Genomic DNA, 17,480 nt, shown 5'->3' on the forward strand with positions numbered 1-17,480 from the left:
CCCTGATCCGCTTGGGCAGTGCGCCAGGTCCCGTGCTTCTGCACGCGGGCCTTTTTTGTTGCTCGGATTTCTGTCCTACGGGAAACGACACCCGAACCCGAACGAAGGTCTGAACGCCATGACGAGACCCACGCCCGAGACACTCGCCCACCGCGCCACCCCGGCCACCGTCGCCGCCCACGCCGGTGCCCCGGCCGTCACGGCGGTCGCGCCGACCCCGGTCTCCGGCGCCGGTTCGCTCGTGCGGTCCCTCGAGGCGCTCGGCGTCGACGTGGCGTTCGGCATTCCCGGCGGGGCGATCCTGCCCGCGTACGACCCGCTCTACGACTCGAAGGTGCGGCACATCCTGGTCCGCCACGAGCAAGGCGCCGGGCACGCGGCTACCGGCTACGCCCAGGCCACCGGCAAGGTCGGCGTGTGCTTCGCCACCTCCGGCCCGGGGGCCACCAACCTGGTGACGCCGATTGCGGACGCGTACATGGACTCGGTGCCGATGGTGGCGATCACCGGCCAGGTGCCGCGCCCGGCGATCGGTACGGACGCCTTCCAGGAGGCCGACATCCAGGGCATCACCCTGCCGATCACCAAGCACAACTTCCTGGTCCAGACGGCCGAGGAGATCCCGCGGATCCTGGCCGAGGCGTTCCACCTGGCGTCGACCGGCCGGCCCGGCCCGGTGCTGGTCGACATCCCCAAGGACGTGTTGCAGGCGCAGACCTCGTTCTCGTGGCCGCCGACACTGGACCTGCCCGGTTACCGGCCCACGCTGCACCCGCACGGCAAGCAGATCCGCGAGGCGGCCCGGCTGATCGCGGAGGCTAAACGCCCGGTTCTGTACGTCGGCGGCGGTGTCCTCAAGGCCGGTGCGACCGACGGGCTGCGCAAGCTCGCCGAGCTGACCGGCATGCCGGTGGTCACCACGCTGATGGCGATCGGCGCGTTCCCCGACTCGCACCCGCAGCACCTGGGCATGCCCGGCATGCACGGGACGGTCCCCGCCGTGTACGCGCTGCAGAAGGCCGACCTGCTTGTCACCCTCGGCGCCCGCTTCGACGACCGGGTCACCGGCAAGCTGGACTCGTTCGCCCCGGACGCCAAGGTCGTGCACGCCGACATCGACCCGGCCGAGATCGGCAAGAACCGGCACGCCGACGTCCCGATCGTGGGCGACGCCCGACACGTGATCGACGAGCTGATCGCGGCGGTGTCCGGCTCGGCGACCGGCGCTGGCGCGTACGAGCCGTGGTGGGCGCAGCTGAACGATCTGCGCGAGCGGTACCCGCTGGGCTACGACGAGCCGACCGACGGCACCCTCGCCCCGCAGTACGTCATCCAGCGGATCGGTGAGCTGGTCGGGCCGGACGCGATCTACGCCGCGGGCGTGGGCCAGCACCAGATGTGGGCCTCGCAGTTCATCAAGTACGAGAAGCCGGGCACCTGGCTCAACTCGGGCGGCGCGGGCACGATGGGCTACGCGGTCCCGGCCGCGATGGGCGCCAAGGTCGGCATGCCGGAGACCCAGGTGTGGGCGATCGACGGCGACGGCTGCTTCCAGATGACCAACCAGGAGTTGGCGACCTGTGCTCTGGAAGGCATCCCGGTCAAGGTCGCGGTCATCAACAACGGCAACCTGGGCATGGTCCGCCAGTGGCAGACGCTGTTCTACGAGGGCCGCTACTCCAACACCGAGCTGGGCACCCACAAGCACCGCATCCCCGACTTCGTGAAGCTGGCCGAGGCGCTGGGCTGTGTCGGCCTGCGCTGCGAGTCCAAGGCCGAGGTGGACGCCACGATCCAGGCCGCGATGGAGATCAACGACCGCCCGGTGGTCATCGACTTCACCGTCGGCAAGGACGCGATGGTGTGGCCGATGGTCGCAGCCGGCACGAGCAACGACGAAATCATGTTCGCTCGGGACGTGCGCCCGACCTTCGACGAGGATGACCTGTGACCATCATGAACAAGCACACCCTCTCCGTGCTGGTCGAGAACAAGCCGAGCGTCCTCGCCCGGGTGAGCGGCCTCTTCTCCCGGCGTGGTTTCAACATCGAATCGCTGGCGGTGGGCGAGACGGAGAACCCGGACGTCTCCCGCATCACGATCGTGGTCAACGCCGACTCCGCACCCCTGGAGCAGGTGACCAAGCAGCTCAACAAGCTGGTGAACGTCCTGAAGATCGTCGAGCTGGACCCGCAGCAGTCGGTCCAGCGCGAGCTGCTGCTCGTCAAGGTGCGCGCCGACCGCGCGATCCGCGGGCAGGTGCTCGAAACGGTCGAGCTGTTCCGGGCGCGGGTGATCGACGTCGCCCCGGACACCCTCACCATCGAGGCGACCGGCAACCCCGACAAACTGGACGCGCTGCTGCGCGACCTCGAGCCGTTCGGCATCAAGGAGATGGTGCAGTCCGGCCTCGTGGCCATCGGCCGCGGCTCGCGTTCCATCACCACCGGCCCGGCGCTGCGCGCCGCCTGAATCTTGCTACCTGTAGAAAAGGAAACCAGCATGACCGCCGAAACGTTCTACGACGACGACGCCGACCTGTCCATCATTCAGGGCCGCAAGGTCGCCGTCATCGGGTACGGCAGCCAGGGCCACGCCCACTCGCTGTCGCTGCGCGACTCGGGCGTCGACGTGGTGGTCGGCCTGCAGGAGGGCTCGAAGAGCCGGGCCAAGGCCGAGGAGCAGGGCCTCAAGGTCGCCACGCCCGCCGAGGCGTCCGCCTGGGCCGACGTGATCATGGTGCTGGCCCCGGACACCGCCCAGCGCAAGATCTACACGGAGTCGATCGAGCCGCACCTGACCGCGGGCAAGGCGCTGTTCTTCGGCCACGGCCTCAACATCCGCTTCGAGCTGATCAAGCCCCCGTCAAACGTGGACGTCGCGATGGTCGCGCCGAAGGGCCCGGGCCACCTCGTCCGCCGCCAGTACGTCGACGGCAAGGGCGTGCCCGCGCTGATCGCGGTCGAGCAGGACGCCTCCGGTGGCGCCCAGGCGCTCGCCCTGTCCTACGCGAAGGCCATCGGCGGCACCCGCGCCGGCGTCATCAAGACCACCTTCAAGGAGGAGACGGAGACCGACCTGTTCGGCGAGCAGGCGGTGCTCTGCGGCGGCACGGCCGCCCTGGTGCAGACCGGGTTCGAGGTGCTCACCGAGGCGGGCTACGCCCCGGAGATCGCCTACTTCGAGTGCCTGCACGAGCTCAAGCTGATCGTCGACCTCATGTACGAGGGCGGCATCTCCCGCATGCGCTACAGCGTCTCCGACACCGCCGAGTTCGGCGACTACGTCAGCGGCCCGCGCGTGATCAACGCCGGGGTGAAGGAGGAGATGAAGAAGATCCTCGCCGAGATCCAGTCGGGTGAGTTCACCAAGAAGCTCATCGCCGACGACGAGGAGGGTGGCACCCGCCTGGCGCAGTTCCGCAAGGAGGGCGCCGAACACCCGATCGAGGTCACCGGCAAGAAGCTGCGCGACATGATGAGCTGGGTGGACCGGCCGATCACCGAAACCGCCTGAGGTGAGTAGGGGCGGCCGGTCCGGTCGCCCCTACTCCTCGCGCAGCTCCAGCAGTTGCCGCATCAGGGCCGCCCGCTCGAACGTGTGGCCCTGCACCCGGCTCTTGATCTCCTGGTAGTACGCCGTCTGCGTCATCTGCCCGGGATGGATCAGGTAGCGATACACCGGCACGTCCTCGTAGTAGACGGGAAACAACGACTCGGCCGAGATGAACGGGTGCGTGTCGATCGACCGGGGCAAGGCGCCATAACCCCCGACCGCGACCAGATGGGTACGCCGCCACAGCACCGCACCGACATGCACGGCGAACCGGCCCGTCTCCTGGAACTGCGCGCCGATCGTCCCCGGCGGAATCAGGCCGGTCTCAGGCCACGACTTGAACACCTCGGCCGTCGCGGCATCCGGCGGCTCGGTGGCATCGCGCATGACGTCCGTGCGGCCCCACGCCCCGAGGCACTTCCGCTGCTCCTTGACGGTTTTCAGCAGCGTGTCGATCCCGCCGGGGTAGAGCAGATCGTCGTCGTCCACACAGAGCACGTATGGCGTGCCCTTGCTGCGGATCAGCGCCAGGTTGCGGCTGGTGCCCGAACCCAGCGGCTTCGGATTGCGTTCCAGCTCCACCCGCGGATCGCCGAGCCAGCCGTCCCGATCGGCCTCGCCCGGCTCCCAGCCGATCGCGTCGCCGTCGAGCTGCGCACACCATTTCCAGTCGACGTCCTGCGCGCACAGCGACGCGTGGAGTCCCGCGAGCAGTTCCGGCCGTGTGACGCCGGAGAGAAAAGCGACTTCCGTCATCAGATTCCTTCCGTGGATATTCCGGTCTTCGGGCGGAGAGGTAACGGATCGCTTGCGGAGCAGGGCAGGGCAGGAAAAGTTGATCCGCCGCCAAGGCGGATGGGCGTGTACCCGGCTGCCGCCGCGGGCCTTACTGGCTAGCTTGCTAGGTTGTGAGCCGTGACCAGTCGTGCGGTGAAGCGGGCGTTCAGGTACCGCTTCTATCCGAGCCCCGAGCAGGCGGGCGAGCTTGCCCGTACGTTCGGCTGTGTCCGGTTGGTCTACAACAGGGCGTTGCAGGCCCGCACCGAGGCGTGGACGCTGCGCCAGGAACGGGTGAGCTACAACGCCACGTCGGCGATGTTGACCGCGTGGAAGAAGACCGACGAGCTGGCGTTCCTCAACGACGTCTCCTCGGTCCCGCTGCAACAGACGCTGCGCCATCTCCAGATGGCGTACACGAACTTCTTCGCCAAGCGCGCCAAGTACCCGACCTTCAAAAGCAAGAAGACGTCGCGGAAATCGGCGGAGTACACCACCAGCGGGTTCCGCTACCGCGACGGCCGGCTCACCCTGGCGAAGATGGCCGAGCCCCTGGACATCGTGTGGTCCCGGCCGCTGCCCGAGGGCGCGGCGCCGTCCACGGTGACCGTGTCGCAGGACGCCGCAGGCCGCTGGTTCGTGTCCCTGCTGTGCGACGGTCGGGTCGAACAGGCCCCGGCCACGGGTGCGGTCGGCGTCGATGTCGGGCTGGACAGCCTGCTCACCCTGTCCACCGGGGAGAAGATCACCAACCCGCGGCACGAACGCCGCGACCGGGCCGCGCTCGCCAAGGCTCAGCGGAACCTCGCGAAGAAAGAGAAGGGCTCCACGAACCGGGCCAAGGCCGCACTCAAGGTTGCCCGCGTCCATGCCCGGATCACCGACCGCAGGCGCGATTACCTGCACAAGCTGACCACTCGGCTCGTTCGTGAGAATCAAACGATCGTGATCGAGGACCTGACCGTGCGCAACATGGTCAAGAACCACAGCCTGGCCCGCGCCATCAGCGACGCGGCCTGGCGGCAGTTCCGCACCCTGCTCGAATACAAGGCCGACTGGCACGACCGCAACCTCGTGGTGGTGGACCGATGGTTCCCATCGTCCAAGCTGTGCTCGGCGTGTGGTGCCCTCGCTGAGCGGATGCCGCTGAACATGCGGTCGTGGACGTGCCGGTGTGGCACCGCCCACGACCGCGACGTCAACGCGGCCCGCAACATTCTCGCGGAGGGGCTCTCCGTGATTGCCTGTGGAGGCGGTGTAAGACCTCAACGAGAGTCCTCTCGCACGGGGCAGTCGTCGGCGAAGCAGGAAACCCCTGGGGCGACCCAGGCAATCCCTGTCCTTTAGGGCGGGGAAGATGTCAACTAGTCCCATCCAAAAGTGATCAGCAGAACCGTGGTCAGCACCAGCGCGAAGAAGCCCACCACCAGAATCACCAACGCCAGCGCGCGCTTGCGGTAAGCCATGGCGCGCAGGGTCGAGAAGGTGGACAGCGCCCCGACCGCCGCGTACGCCGCCATGGCGATCAGCCCGAACGAGCCGTCCATACCGGGCAGCCCCTTGACCTCCGCGCCGTAGAGACTCAGCACGAGGCCCGGCACGAGCACCAGCGCAGCCACCAGGCCCGCGGCGTTCTGGAAGCCCTGCGTACGCTCCGAGGTCTCCCGGTCCAGTTGCAGGCGGGCGCCACCCGCCGCACTGGACAGCAGCGTCCAGCCTTCCCGCAGGCTGCCGTTCAGCGCTTCCGTCCGGGTCTCCACCCGGTTGGTCCGCCGCTGCACTTCCAGCCGCAGCGACGTCACCGAATCCTCGATCTCCTCCACCGGCGGCGCGGGCAGCCAGCCGAGCCGGCCGCGGCGGGCCATGTCCCGGTTGATCCGGCGCAGCAGTCCCAGCAGCTGATGCGCCTCGTCCAGGGCGACGCCCAGGTGCCTGGCATCTAGGTGGGCCTCGAAAGCGCCGTCGCGGGCCAGCGCGAAGAACTGCCGCTCCCACTGCTCCACCCGCTGCGTCAACTGCCACTCGGTCCAGTCGTGGTGCTGCATGACATCCTGCACCAGCCGGCCGGCCTCGGCAGTGCCATCGGTGCCCTGGATGGCGGTGAGCTGTCCGTGCCGCCGCCGGCACTCGGGCAGCGGGACCAAGAAGCGCTTACCCGGTGGCATCGGCTGGTTCGGCTCCCAGTCATGTTCGTCCGCAATCGGATGCCACACCATCAGCGTGCCCGCGCTGCCATAGACCACGCGGACCGGGCGGATGCACCACGGCGTCTTGTGCTCCATCATCTTCGGCGCCAGCGAGGTGAGCAGCCACATGTCGGCGGCGTCCCAGCCGCGCTCACGCAACCGGTCCGACAGCGGCGGCTGATCCGAGTTGTTGTCGGCCAGCGGCGCCTGCATCACCACCTCGGTGAGGTCCACCCCGTCATCGCCCCAGGCCCACTCGGCGAGCATGCCGACCACCCGCCGCTGCTCCGCCTCGGTCCCGGGCACCGAACCATGGCGTGGCCCCTTGTGCGGCTCGAGATCGATCTCCAGCCGCACCGGTCCCACCGTGGACAGTTGCACGTCGTGCAGCCCCGCGGTCTCCCCGAGCGTGGACAACGTGCCGTACGCCGGATGCTCGAGGTCCGTCGCCTCGGTGAAGACGGCCTTCTCCATGTGTAGCCGTGAGCCACACGTCCACCGCAGCTCGGCCGGCTCGGTCAGCTGGATGTCGAAATGCAGGCAGGGCGCCGTCCGCTCGACGGCCGGTTCAGAGCGTGGGCGTGAAACCACCATCCGTACTTCCTACGCCAAGGGTCAGGCGATCCACAATGAGGAAAGGGATGCCGAGCTGCTGCTCCCACAGCGCCAACGTCTCCCGCTCCGGCTCCCGTTCCGCGTCGTCCAAGAACACGGAGTACGAGGTCGCGAACCTGTCCCGTAGCACCCGGACCGCTGGCTCGCGCACCAGGACGTCGCCGAGATCACCAGCCGGGGGACCGTCCACGATCAGCAGATCGATACCTTCTGGTGTGACCGAGCGCAGCCCCTCGACGTCATACCAGGTGGTCGGCGCGCTCCGGCCCCCGCTCGGGGCGTCGGCCGCCGGAAACGGTGTCAGCGGCACGTGGTGCACGGCGGCCCGATCAGCCAGCCCGGCAGCCCGCAACTGCCGGTTCAGCGCCGCGGCGAAACCCGCGTCGTGCTCGATGCTGACCAGCGTGCCCTCGGTGAGCTGCACGGCCCGGGCCAGCACCAACGTGGACGAACCCGCGCCGAGCTCGACCACCGTCCGCCGCTGCCGCAGCATGACGTCGTTCACCACACTGGCGACCGCGGACGGCCGCATCGACCAGGAAGTCCACGGAATGTACGACGTGATCAGCGGCTGCAAGGCCTGCAATGCCAAGAGATCGCCCAGCGACCACTTCTCGGGCGTGGAACGAACCTGCGGCACCGGCATCCCCTCGACGACCGAGATCACTGTCGGCCGATCGTATCGGACCGGCCACCCGGTCGCCGGAGTTCCTGCAGGCCCGCAACGGTTCGATCATGATCGATCTAAATGAGGGTCCCACCAGGACGGTTGATCCGCCTACCATCCATCCATGACCCCCGTCGTGCTGATCGCTGAGGAACTGGCACCCGCCGCGCTCGACGTGCTCGCCCACGACTTCGATGTCCGGTACGTCGACGGCACCGACCGCGCCGCGCTGCTCGCCGAGTTGGCCGAAGCGGACGCCGTCATCGTCCGCAGCGCGACCCGCATCGACGCCGAAGCCATCGCCGCCGGCACCCGCCTGCGCATCGTCGCCCGCGCCGGCGTCGGCCTCGACAACGTGGACGTTCCGGCCGCCACCGCCCGCGGCGTCATGGTGGTCAACGCACCCACCTCCAACATCGTCTCCGCCGCCGAACAGGCCATCGCCCTGCTCCTCGCGGTCGCCCGCCACACCCTGCCCGCCGGGGTCGCCCTCAAGCGCGGCGAATGGCAACGCTCCCGCTACACCGGCGTCGAAGTGCAGGGCAAAACCGTTGGGGTGGTCGGGCTCGGTCGCATCGGCGTCCTCTTCGCGCAACGCATGGAAGCCTTCGGGACCCGGCTGATCGCGTACGACCCGTACGTCCAGCCGGCCCGAGCCGCCCAACTCGGCGTCCGACTGGTCGGGCTGGACGAGCTGCTGCGGGAGAGCGACTTCATCTCGGTGCACTTACCGCGTACCCCCGAGACTCTGAGTTTGATCGGCGAAAAAGAGCTGGCGATCGTCAAACCCGGTGTCCGCATCGTGAACGCCGCCCGCGGCGGTCTGGTCGACGAACACGCCCTGGCCGAGGCCCTGGCCGACGGTCGAGTGGCCGGCGCAGGGCTGGATGTGTTCACGACCGAGCCGATGACCTCGTCACCGCTGTTCGCCTTCGAGAACGTCGTGGTCACCCCGCACCTTGGCGCTTCCACAGTGGAGGCTCAGGACAAGGCTGGCCTATCTGTAGCCCGCAGCGTGAAGCTCGCCCTGCAAGGCGAGTTCGTCCCCGACGCGGTCAACGTGCAGGCCGGTGGCGTCGTCGACGAGGACGTCCGGCCCCTTCTCGGCCTCGCCGAACGCCTCGGCAAGATCTTCACCGCGGTCGCCGGCGGCATCGCCGCCACCGTGACAGTCGAAGTCCGCGGCGAAATCGTCTCGCACGACGTCACCGTGCTGAAGCTCGCCGCCACCAAGGGCCTGTTCGCCTCAGTGGTGGAAGAGCAGGTCACCTACGTCAACGCCCCGCAGCTCGCAGCCGACCGCGGCGTGGATGTCGAGCTCGTCATCTCCCCCGAAGACCCCGATCACCACAACCTTGTCACCGTACGCGGCGCGCTCCCCGACGGCCGCCCCGTGACAGTGACCGGCACCCTGACCACGACCGGCGGCCGCGAAGCCCGCAAACTGACCCGCGTCGACGAATTCGATCTGGAACTCGACGCGGGCGGCGTGCTGCTGTTCTTCCGCTACGCCGACCGCCCCGGCGTGGTCGGCGCCATCGGCACCATCCTCGGCGGCGCCGGCGTCAACATCGCCGCCATGCAGGTAGCCCGCCGCTCCGCCGGCGGTGAAGCCCTGATGGCCCTCACTGTGGACTCCTCGGTCTCCGCCGAACTCGTCTCGGCGGTAGCCGGCGCCATCGGCTCAGCCCGCGGCAGCATCGCCGACCTCCGCGAAGACTGACCCGATCAACCGCCGGACTTGAGAACGCGCCTGAGAGCGGCGGCAACGATGAAGGCACCTGCGGCTAGCCACAGCACCAAGAACCAGACCGGCCCGCCACCGCGCAGAACCTGCACGATCCCGAAGATGAGCAGGAGCGGTGTCAGCACCGCGATCAGGATTGCCAGGCGGCGACTCGGCCGCGCGGTGAATCTTGCCATGCCATCCACTTACCCACGTCGATGACCTCGGCAACCGACTCCTAGTGTGTCCAGCGGATGAATCTTTCGAAGAGCTCGGCCGGCGGCCCCGGCGGCAGATCCGCGAGCGCTTCCTCCAGGTGCATCCACATGTAGATCGCGAGCTGGACCCGGTCGAGTTCCACGATCAGACATTCGCGTGCGGGGTCGCACGGCCAGGGCTTGCCACACCATCGGCAGTCCCAGGACGGCCGCGCGGCAATGTGCTCGGTATTGCCGGTCACCCCGGCCACCGCTGCCGTGACCGCCATTCCTGACCCGGCGTCATCAGCGGCCGCTCGTTGCGCAGCGCGGGCGTGATGATGTCGTAGACCGCGGTCTGATCGTTCCAGCCAGGCCTGGGCCGATCCAACGTGACCGAGTCAGGGCACGGAAACCACCGGCAGCCGCAGCGGCAACGCTTGTGCCACGGCTTGAACCACACCCGGACCGGTTTATGTCGCATGAGGACCCTCCTTGTCGGACGACCTGGACGTGATTCACCGTGCCGCACTAGAGTGAAATCCGCAAGATGCGCAATTCATGATCGTCTTTAGGAAATTGCGATCCTTGGGTGTGTTGTCGGCAAGTAGTCGATGAGGGGAAGATGAGCCGTGCTTCCACGCCAAAGCCCTACCGTCCGAAGGCGACGGCTGGCCCTGACGCTGCGCCAACTCCGCGATTCCGCAGGTCTGACGGCCGGAGACGCCGCCCGCCGGGTCGACCACGACGCGAGCTGGCTCTCCCGCATCGAGAGCGCCGAAGTCCGTCCCCATCCCAATGACGTCCGCGCGCTGCTTTCCCTCTACGGAGTGAAGGACGACCAAGCCGAGGCGGTCATCGCCGTCGCCCGCCAGGCCAAGCAGCGCGGCTGGTGGCAGCGCTACTCCGAAATCCTTCCGGACTGGTTCTCGACCTATGTCGGGATGGAGTCCGAGGCGTCGGTCATCCGAACCTACGAGTGTCAGATGGTCCCCGGCCTCTTGCAGACCGAGGACTACGCGCGAACCTCGTTCCAGGGCGCACCGATCCCGATGCGTGACGACGAATTGCAGCGCCAGGTCGCGCTGCGGCTAGAGCGACAGTCGGTGCTCTCCTCCAGCGAGCCGCCCGTGCTACGGGTGGTCATCGACGAGGGCGCTGTCCGCCGCATGGTCGGAGGTCCGGCGGTCATGAAGGCGCAAATCGGGCGATTGATCGAGGACAGTCAGCGCTCGAACATTCAGATCTTGATGCTCCCTTATGCCGTCGGTGCAGGCTTCGATGGCAGCTTCGTGATCCTCAACTTCCCGCCACTTCCTGCGCCTTACCCGGACGCCGCCGAGGATCAGATGGTCTACGTCGATACGCTGACAGGAGCTCTCTATCTGGAGCGTCCCGCCGAGATTGCCGCGTACTCTGCGGCTTACGAGCAACTGCAAGCGCTGTCGCTCGGACCCAAGGAAACACGGGACAAATTGAGTAAGGTCGCTGCTGATCTGGCGACATAGAGAAGGAGGCGCATGATGGACCTGTCCAGCGCGATGTGGCGCAAGAGCGCGCGATCCGGGTCTTCCGGCAACTGCGTCGAGGTCGCTGACAACCTGTCCGGTGTGGTCGCGGTGCGTGACTCGAAGAACCCGGCCGGTCCGGCGCTGGTCTTCGCGCCCGACGTGTGGAGCACCTTCGTCGGCGGCGCCAAGGGCGGCGAGTTCGACCGCTGAGGTGATGCGGCAGGGTGGCGGCTCGTCGTCACCCTGCCCAGTCGAACGCGAGCACCGATGACCGATTTCGCCGGCCTCCTTCCCGTCGCGCACGAGGCCGTCCGGCTGGCTCGCGAGATCATGACCACCAGGCGACCCGGCGTGCTTACCGCCAAGGGCGAGCGCGACATGGCTACGGAGGTCGACTACGCCGTCGAGGAACAGGTTCGGGCCTTTCTCGACCGGGAAACCCCGACATCGGTTTCCTGGGTGAGGAGAGAGGCAGGAGCGGTGCATCCGGTGGCCTGATGTGGGCATTCGACCCGGTGGACTGCACAGTCAACTTCATGCACGGCTCGCCCTGTGCGCCATCTCGCTGGGCTTGATCGTCGGCAACCGACCCGGGCTCGGAGTCATCGACCTTCCGTTCCTCAGTGAGCGCTACTCCGCCGTCGAAGGTGGCGCAGCTGAACTGAAGGAACGGACGTCGACTCGCCTGTAGCTCCGTCTCGAAGATCTCCGCAGCCGTCGTGGCGATCGGGGATTACGCCGTAGGCGCCCGGGCGACTGAGCAGAACCTGGAACGGATAGCCATCACCGAGCGACTCGCGGGAAGGCCCAGCGGATCCGCATGCACGGCTCGGCCGCCATCGATCTCGCTTGGCTGGCCGCCGGTCGGGTGGACGCCGTCGTCATGTTGTCCAACAAGCCGTGGGACACCGCAGCAGGAGTAGTCATCGCCCGCGAATCCGGTGCCGAGGTAGTCGACCGGGACGGAGCACTCCACGACATGTCGTCGTCTTCGACCGTCGCCGCGCCGCCCGCGCTCCTCCCTGGTCTCGGAGCACTCATCGCCGGAGCCTGAGCTTGATCGCCGTGTGTTCGTTCGGACCCCATCACAGCAAGCGAATCGACTGTTATCGTTCTATGGTCGTCGTCTTGGAGAAGGGGCGGGCATGGACCTGTCAAGGTCGAAATGGCGGAAGAGCACCCGGTCCGGTTCCACCGGCGACTGTGTCGAGGTCGCTGACGACCTGTCCGGTGTGGTCGCGGTGCGTGACTCGAAGGACCCGGCTGGCCCGGCGCTGGTCTTCACGCCTGAGGTGTGGAGCAGCTTCGTCGGCGGCGCCAAGGGCGGCGAGTTCGACCGCTGAGCTGGCGTGGCAGGGCGGCGACCTCTGTTGGCGCCAGGCTTAGGCGCAGAGGTAGCCGACCTCGAGGTAGACCGCTGTGTCGTCGGCGCGGGCTCGGATTGCGGCGGCAACGCGGCGGGCGAGGAGATCTGAGAGCCGTTCGTTGGCTTCCGGCTCGGTGCACCAGGCCCAGCTTCTCAACTCTTCGGTTTGGAGTTGGATCACGGCGGTCTGCGGTGGGGTCAGGAGGCCGCCGTCGAACACCAGCATCAGACCTTCGGTGCGGCCGGGGCGTGGTGACACCCAGTCGGTCACCAGGAGTCGGCCCGGCTTGATCGACAGGCCGAGCTCCTCTTCGAGTTCGCGCTGCGCCGCGGAGTAGGGCGACTCGTCGGCTTCGATCGTGCCGCCCGGGATCTCCCAGTCGTCCTTGTAGGAAGGCTCAACGAGCAGGGTGCGGCCGCGGTCGTCCGACAGGAGCACTCCGGCGGCCATGCGTTTGCGGGGCAGCGTGGCGAAGTACTCGGCGTCGGGGAGCAAGTCAGGGCCGGTCGTCAGCGGACCTGGGCCGCGGTACGGCGGGCTTTCACCGGTGGCGGGTAGACGGTGCCGTCCTGGAGGTCGAGGAGGTCGAGGTTGAGTTCGCCGGCGAGGCGCTCGATCGTCTCCAGGACTTCGTCGGGGCAGTGTTCGTCCAGGCGCATCTGGATGTGGTCGGCGGCGGCGTGCAGGGGTGCGCTCGCCCAGGGGGAGCCGGCTGCTGCCGCGCGGGGGCCGCGGTCGGGGTAGGTGCTGGTCAGCGCGTCATAGAAGGCGACGACGCGAGGGTCGGCGGGGCGTTGCGGGTGCTCGCCGCGGGCGCAGCGTGCGTTGGCGGCGCGGACGTTGTCCGGCAGGTCCGCGTTGTCCATGGCCCACACCACGAGGTCGAAACTCACCGGCGCATGGTGCCATAAAGGTGGGCGTTGCATCCCGATCTCACGCCGACACGCGGGGGATGCGTCTTGCGCGACATTAGTCCGCATCGCTAGCGTTGGTCCTTGCCGCGCGGGCGTCGCGGGCGTGTCTTCGGGTGACATGCCTGGTGGCGGGCCGCGCGGTTGTGCACCCCGGCGGCGCGAGCCACGCGTTTTCGTCGTGACAGCCCCCGCGATCGTTGCCGCGATCGGCGGGGGTTGTTCGCGTTTGGCGAGACTGCCGCTTCCGGCGGGGGCCTAAAAATAGATGACGATCTCCGTTTGCGATCTTGATACCGGTGCGGCACGGTGATGATGTTCGATGCAATATTGCGACACGAAATTGGAGCAACATGCACAGGAACAGATTTCGGTCGGTCGGTGTCGCCGTCGGTAGCGCGGCGATGGTCCTCGCCGGCTCGCTGGTGGCTGCCACGCCCGCCAGCGCGGCAATCGACTGCACCGGTGAGTCTGCACACCAGACGATGACCAGCCAGGCGAACTCCATTCGCGCGAACCAGCCGGTCCGCTCGGGGCTGTACGAGGAGTGCAGCGTCCGGTTCAACGGGTCGACGTCGGCCACCCTGGAGTGCTTCCAGGTCAACGCCCGGGGGAATGTGTGGTGGTTCGTGCGGACGCCTAAGGGCCAGGGCTGGGTCTACGAGAGCAACTTGGGATTCCCGCCCAGCAGGTTCGGCCGATGCGCGGGTGCCGTCCAGCCGGCTCCGTGAGTCTGCGCCTGATCCTTTGAGGTGAGGAATGCCCGGGAGCGGGTTGCCGCTCCCGGGCATTCTGCTGAGTTCCCCGCCGGACGGTTCATAATCTGGGACTTTCATACCGAAGATCGGGACGGCCGACTAGGCTCGGCCGGGTTCCAGACCGGACGGACCAGGGAGTTGACGTGGCAGTGGCGCGGATCGCGGTGGTGGCCGGGGACGGCATCGGGACCGAGGTGACCGCACAGGCCCGCAAGGTGCTCGAGGCCGTCCTTCCCGGCGTCGAATACCAGGAGTACGACCTTGGCGCCCGCCTCTACCACCGCACCGGCGAAGTGCTCCCGGTGGCGGTTCGCGACGAGCTGGCCGGCCACGACGCCATTCTGCTCGGCGCGATCGGCGATCCCACCGTCCCGCCGGGCGTGTTGGAACGGGGCCTGCTGCTGCGGTTGCGCTTCGACTTCGACCAGTACGTGAATCTGCGCCCTTCGAAGCTCTGGCCCGGCACCGTCAGTCCGCTCTCGGGTCTCAAGCCCGGCGAGATCGACATGGTCGTGGTCCGCGAGGGCACCGAGGGCCTGTACGTGGGCGCGGGCGGAGTCCTGCACAAGAACACTCCCGCCGAGATCGCCACCGAGGAGAGCCTCAATACCCGGCACGGTGTCGAGCGGGTGATCCGGGACGCCTTCGCCCGGGCCGCCCGTCGCGAGCGGCGCCATCTGACCCTCGTCCACAAGACGAATGTGCTGACCCACGCGGGCGGGCTTTGGGCGCGTACGTTCCAGATTGTCGCCGCCGAATTCCCTGGCGTGACCACCGAATATCAGCACATCGACGCGGCGAGCATGTTCATGGTGAGCAACCCGCAGCGTTACGACGTGATCGTCACCGACAACCTGTTCGGCGACATCATCACCGACATCGCCGCCGCGGTGACCGGGGGCATCGGCATGGCTGCGAGCGGCTCGATCAATCCGGAGCGGGCGTTCCCCTCGACGTTCGAGCCGGTGCACGGGTCCGCGCCGGACATCGCCGGGCAGGGCATCGCCGACCCGGCCGCCGCGATCCTGTCGGCCGCGCTGTTGCTCGACCACCTCGGGCATGCGGACGCGGCCCGGCGGGTATCCGAAGCGGTGGCGGCCGAGGTGGCCGCGCGCACGCCGGGGGAGCCGTTGCGCACCGCCGAGGTCGGCGACCGGGTCGCGGCCGCGGCGGTCTGACCTTCTGCGACTGCTTGCGGTGCGTGGTCGGCTTTAACGGCCGTTCGGGGTAAGTTCCATGGAGCACTGCGGGTGCTGCCTGGATTCCACACCCCTTTCCGCGAGAGAAAGCAGGTCAACCCCCATGAGTGGTGGTGACAACCTCGACTTCGAGATCCGTCCGAACCCGGCGCCCGTAAGCGACGCGGACCGCGCGACGTTGCTGGCGAACCCGGGTTTCGGCCGGATCTTCACCGACCACATGGTCACCGTGCGTTACGCGGAGGGCAAAGGCTGGTACGAGCCCCGCGTCGAGGCCCGCGCCCCGATCCCGATGGACCCGGCGTCGGCCGTGCTGCACTACGCGCAGGAGATCTTCGAGGGCCTGAAGGCGTACACGCTGCCGGACGGTGGGGTCGCCATGTTCCGGCCGGACGCCAACGCGGCCCGGTTCGCCCAGTCGGCGCAGCGCATGGCGATGCCGCCGGTGCCGCAGAACATGTTCCTCGAGTCGCTGCGGCAGCTCATCGACATCGACCAGAAGTGGATCCCGCCGGGCGACGAGGGCAGCCTCTACCTGCGGCCCTTCGCGTACGCGAGCGAGGTCTTCCTGGGTGTCCGCCCGGCGATGGAATACCTCTACCTGGTCATCGCCTCCCCGGCGGGCGCCTACTTCAGCGGCGGCGTCAAGCCGGTGACGGTGTGGGCGACGCCCGACTACACCCGCGCGGCTCCCGGTGGCACCGGCGCGGCGAAGTGCGGCGGCAACTACGCGGCCGGGCTGTCGGCGCAGGCCGAGGCGATCGAGAACGGCTGTGACCAGGTGGTCTACCTGGACGCCGTGGAGCGCAAGTACGTCGACGAGCTCGGCGGCATGAACGTCATCTTCGTGATGGACGACGGTTCGCTGGTGACGCCGCCGCTGGGCGGCACGATCCTGCCCGGCATCACCCGCGACTCGGTGCTGAAGCTGGCCGCCCGCGCCGGCCGCAAGGTCGAGGAGCGCCCGGTCAGCATCGACGAGTGGCGCGAGGGTGCCGCCTCCGGCCGCATCGCCGAGGTGTTCGCGTGTGGCACCGCCGCCGTGATCACGCCGATCGGCACGGTCAAGTCGCCGGAGGGCGAGTTCTCGGTGGCCGAAGGCCGCCCCGGCGAGGTCACGATGGGCCTGCGTAAGCAGCTCACCGACATTCAGCGCGGCCGCGGCGAGGACCCGTTCGGCTGGGTCCACAAGGTTCTCTAAGCGTCGGACGTCAGCAGGTGGTCGCGCATCGCGGCCACCTGCTTTGCGTTGAGGCCGATCTCCTGCACGTACTTCTCCACCGAGCCGTGCCGCGCACGCAGGTCGCCGAGGAACATGAGCATGGCGTCCTGCGGGCAGTCGAACATGTGGTACTTGTCCTGCACCATGTCCGGCCGGGTCCGCTGCAAGTATTCGGTCAGCGACGCCATCGCCACCTCGGTCAGCGCGTAGTCGTCCGCGATGACCTGGTCCGGCACGCCGAGCAACGACAGAGCAAGAGCGCAGACCACTCCCGTACGGTCCTTGCCGGCCATGCAGTGCACGACGACCGGCGCCGCTGCCGGGTCGGCGATCAGCGTCAGCGCCGAAGCCAGTCCTTCCCGGCCGTCCTCCGCGAAGTTCAGGTAGCGGTCGGCGAGCCAGCGAGCATGCGCGGTCCCCGCCGGTTCCGGCACGGTCTCCCAGTCGACGTGCTGCACCACCAGGTTGTGGTAGCTCAGCCCGTCCGCCTCCGGCACCCGCCCGTGCTCCTCGATCTCGAACAGCCGCCGCAGGTCGATCACCGTGCGCACCCCGAGCTCCCCAAACGCCTCGAGGTCGGCGCCCTTCAACCGGTGCAACGAGTCGGCGCGAAACAGCCGACGCCAGCGCACGGTCCGCCCGTCGAGACCGGCATACCCGCCGACGTCACGGAAGTTGTAGCTGGTGCTGAAGGACAGATTCCGGGGGTACGGATCGACGGTCACCCGAACAACCTACGTCACTCCTTACGGCGACAACCGTCCCGGAATCTGGACTTCCGCCTCAGCA

The 17,480-nt window shown here is 68.1% G+C and carries 23 protein-coding genes; 14 read left to right on the forward strand and 9 right to left on the reverse strand.

The features are described 5' to 3' along the window. Positions 1-118: 118 nt before the first annotated feature. Genes ACIA1L_RS00290 through ilvC form a run of 3 tightly spaced genes read left to right on the forward strand, consistent with a single transcriptional unit; the run spans position 119 to position 3,516 of the window. Entirely contained in the window at positions 119-1,951 is a 1,833-nt protein-coding gene (locus ACIA1L_RS00290) for an acetolactate synthase large subunit (RefSeq protein WP_396070033.1), read from the forward strand. 5 nt (positions 1,952-1,956) lie between these two features. Then, positions 1,957-2,472, forward strand: coding sequence for an acetolactate synthase small subunit (gene ilvN / locus ACIA1L_RS00295; RefSeq protein WP_396070961.1), 516 nt, complete (start codon positions 1,957-1,959; stop codon positions 2,470-2,472). A 30-nt stretch (positions 2,473-2,502) separates the two neighbouring features. Next, positions 2,503-3,516 carry a ketol-acid reductoisomerase gene (gene ilvC, locus ACIA1L_RS00300; RefSeq protein ID WP_396070035.1) on the forward strand — a complete coding sequence of 338 codons (1,014 nt, stop codon included), beginning with the start codon at positions 2,503-2,505 and terminating at the stop codon, positions 3,514-3,516. Between the two features lie 30 nt (positions 3,517-3,546). Here the strand turns inward: ilvC and ACIA1L_RS00305 are convergent, their stop codons facing one another. After that, positions 3,547-4,311, reverse strand: coding sequence for a glycosyltransferase family 2 protein (locus ACIA1L_RS00305; protein ID WP_396070037.1), 765 nt, complete (start codon positions 4,309-4,311; stop codon positions 3,547-3,549). Positions 4,312-4,470: 159 nt separating this feature from the next. Between ACIA1L_RS00305 and ACIA1L_RS00310 the strand changes: the two genes are divergently transcribed. Next, complete coding sequence (locus tag ACIA1L_RS00310; RefSeq protein WP_396070038.1) at positions 4,471-5,679, forward strand: RNA-guided endonuclease InsQ/TnpB family protein; 1,209 nt, start codon at positions 4,471-4,473, stop codon at positions 5,677-5,679. Positions 5,680-5,696: 17 nt separating this feature from the next. On the opposite strand, the gene ACIA1L_RS00315 is transcribed toward ACIA1L_RS00310, so the two are convergent. Together ACIA1L_RS00315 and ACIA1L_RS00320 are read right to left on the reverse strand one after the other, a co-directional pair. Then, positions 5,697-7,112, reverse strand: a complete 1,416-nt coding sequence (locus ACIA1L_RS00315; RefSeq protein WP_396070040.1) for a hypothetical protein — start codon at positions 7,110-7,112, stop codon at positions 5,697-5,699. After that, complete coding sequence (locus tag ACIA1L_RS00320) at positions 7,087-7,800, reverse strand: class I SAM-dependent methyltransferase (protein WP_396070043.1); 714 nt, start codon at positions 7,798-7,800, stop codon at positions 7,087-7,089. The genes ACIA1L_RS00315 and ACIA1L_RS00320 overlap by 26 nt, the downstream gene beginning before the upstream one ends. Positions 7,801-7,924: 124 nt before the next feature. On the opposite strand from ACIA1L_RS00320, the gene serA reads away from it, so the two are divergent. Then, positions 7,925-9,523 carry a phosphoglycerate dehydrogenase gene (serA, locus tag ACIA1L_RS00325; protein WP_396070045.1) on the forward strand — a complete coding sequence of 533 codons (1,599 nt, stop codon included), beginning with the start codon at positions 7,925-7,927 and terminating at the stop codon, positions 9,521-9,523. A 5-nt stretch (positions 9,524-9,528) separates the two neighbouring features. Here the strand turns inward: serA and ACIA1L_RS00330 are convergent, their stop codons facing one another. Genes ACIA1L_RS00330 through ACIA1L_RS00340 form a run of 3 tightly spaced genes read right to left on the reverse strand, consistent with a single transcriptional unit; the run spans position 9,529 to position 10,207 of the window. Continuing rightward, a complete protein-coding gene (locus ACIA1L_RS00330; protein ID WP_396070048.1) occupies positions 9,529-9,723 on the reverse strand; it encodes a hypothetical protein in 195 nt (64 codons plus the stop codon). Between the two features lie 41 nt (positions 9,724-9,764). Then, entirely contained in the window at positions 9,765-9,986 is a 222-nt protein-coding gene (locus tag ACIA1L_RS00335; protein ID WP_396070050.1) for a hypothetical protein, read from the reverse strand. Continuing rightward, positions 9,983-10,207 (reverse strand): hypothetical protein, encoded by a 225-nt coding sequence (locus tag ACIA1L_RS00340; protein WP_396070053.1) that lies wholly within the window; start codon positions 10,205-10,207, stop codon positions 9,983-9,985. The genes ACIA1L_RS00335 and ACIA1L_RS00340 overlap by 4 nt, the downstream gene beginning before the upstream one ends. A gap of 148 nt (positions 10,208-10,355) precedes the next feature. Between ACIA1L_RS00340 and ACIA1L_RS00345 the strand changes: the two genes are divergently transcribed. The 6 genes from ACIA1L_RS00345 (at position 10,356) to ACIA1L_RS00370 (ending at position 12,577) form a co-directional block, all read left to right on the forward strand. Then, a complete protein-coding gene (locus ACIA1L_RS00345) occupies positions 10,356-11,231 on the forward strand; it encodes a helix-turn-helix domain-containing protein (protein WP_396070055.1) in 876 nt (291 codons plus the stop codon). A 12-nt stretch (positions 11,232-11,243) separates the two neighbouring features. Beyond that, on the forward strand, positions 11,244-11,444 hold the full coding sequence (locus ACIA1L_RS00350) for a DUF397 domain-containing protein (protein WP_396070057.1): 201 nt from the start codon (positions 11,244-11,246) through the stop codon (positions 11,442-11,444). A gap of 57 nt (positions 11,445-11,501) precedes the next feature. Continuing rightward, complete coding sequence (locus ACIA1L_RS00355) at positions 11,502-11,732, forward strand: hypothetical protein (RefSeq protein ID WP_396071005.1); 231 nt, start codon at positions 11,502-11,504, stop codon at positions 11,730-11,732. Further along, positions 11,729-11,809: a hypothetical protein gene (locus ACIA1L_RS00360; RefSeq protein WP_396070962.1), complete on the forward strand. Its 81-nt coding sequence runs from the start codon at positions 11,729-11,731 to the stop codon at positions 11,807-11,809. The genes ACIA1L_RS00355 and ACIA1L_RS00360 overlap by 4 nt, the downstream gene beginning before the upstream one ends. A 245-nt stretch (positions 11,810-12,054) precedes the next feature. Continuing rightward, positions 12,055-12,288, forward strand: coding sequence for an inositol monophosphatase family protein (locus ACIA1L_RS00365; protein WP_396070058.1), 234 nt, complete (start codon positions 12,055-12,057; stop codon positions 12,286-12,288). Between the two features lie 91 nt (positions 12,289-12,379). Beyond that, a complete protein-coding gene (locus ACIA1L_RS00370; protein WP_396070060.1) occupies positions 12,380-12,577 on the forward strand; it encodes a DUF397 domain-containing protein in 198 nt (65 codons plus the stop codon). A 39-nt stretch (positions 12,578-12,616) separates the two neighbouring features. Here the strand turns inward: ACIA1L_RS00370 and ACIA1L_RS00375 are convergent, their stop codons facing one another. After that, the gene (locus tag ACIA1L_RS00375; protein WP_396070062.1) at positions 12,617-13,096 is read right to left on the reverse strand and encodes an NUDIX domain-containing protein; all 480 of its coding nucleotides are present in this window, start codon (positions 13,094-13,096) and stop codon (positions 12,617-12,619) included. A 14-nt stretch (positions 13,097-13,110) separates the two neighbouring features. Further along, complete coding sequence (locus tag ACIA1L_RS00380) at positions 13,111-13,467, reverse strand: hypothetical protein (protein ID WP_396070963.1); 357 nt, start codon at positions 13,465-13,467, stop codon at positions 13,111-13,113. A 398-nt stretch (positions 13,468-13,865) separates the two neighbouring features. Between ACIA1L_RS00380 and ACIA1L_RS00385 the strand changes: the two genes are divergently transcribed. From ACIA1L_RS00385 to ACIA1L_RS00395, 3 genes are all read left to right on the forward strand, one after another. Continuing rightward, entirely contained in the window at positions 13,866-14,243 is a 378-nt protein-coding gene (locus ACIA1L_RS00385) for a hypothetical protein (RefSeq protein WP_396070064.1), read from the forward strand. 176 nt (positions 14,244-14,419) lie between these two features. Beyond that, positions 14,420-15,448 (forward strand): 3-isopropylmalate dehydrogenase, encoded by a 1,029-nt coding sequence (locus ACIA1L_RS00390; protein ID WP_396070964.1) that lies wholly within the window; start codon positions 14,420-14,422, stop codon positions 15,446-15,448. A gap of 124 nt (positions 15,449-15,572) precedes the next feature. Beyond that, a complete protein-coding gene (locus ACIA1L_RS00395) occupies positions 15,573-16,670 on the forward strand; it encodes a branched-chain amino acid aminotransferase (protein WP_396070065.1) in 1,098 nt (365 codons plus the stop codon). On the opposite strand, the gene ACIA1L_RS00400 is transcribed toward ACIA1L_RS00395, so the two are convergent. After that, positions 16,667-17,416, reverse strand: a complete 750-nt coding sequence (locus ACIA1L_RS00400; RefSeq protein ID WP_396070066.1) for a tyrosine-protein phosphatase — start codon at positions 17,414-17,416, stop codon at positions 16,667-16,669. The two genes, ACIA1L_RS00395 and ACIA1L_RS00400, sit on opposite strands and share 4 nt — an antisense overlap. Between the last annotated feature and the right edge of the window lie 64 nt (positions 17,417-17,480).

Source organism: Actinoplanes sp. NPDC051859 (genome assembly GCF_044452725.1).
Lineage (GTDB): Bacteria > Actinomycetota > Actinomycetes > Mycobacteriales > Micromonosporaceae > Actinoplanes.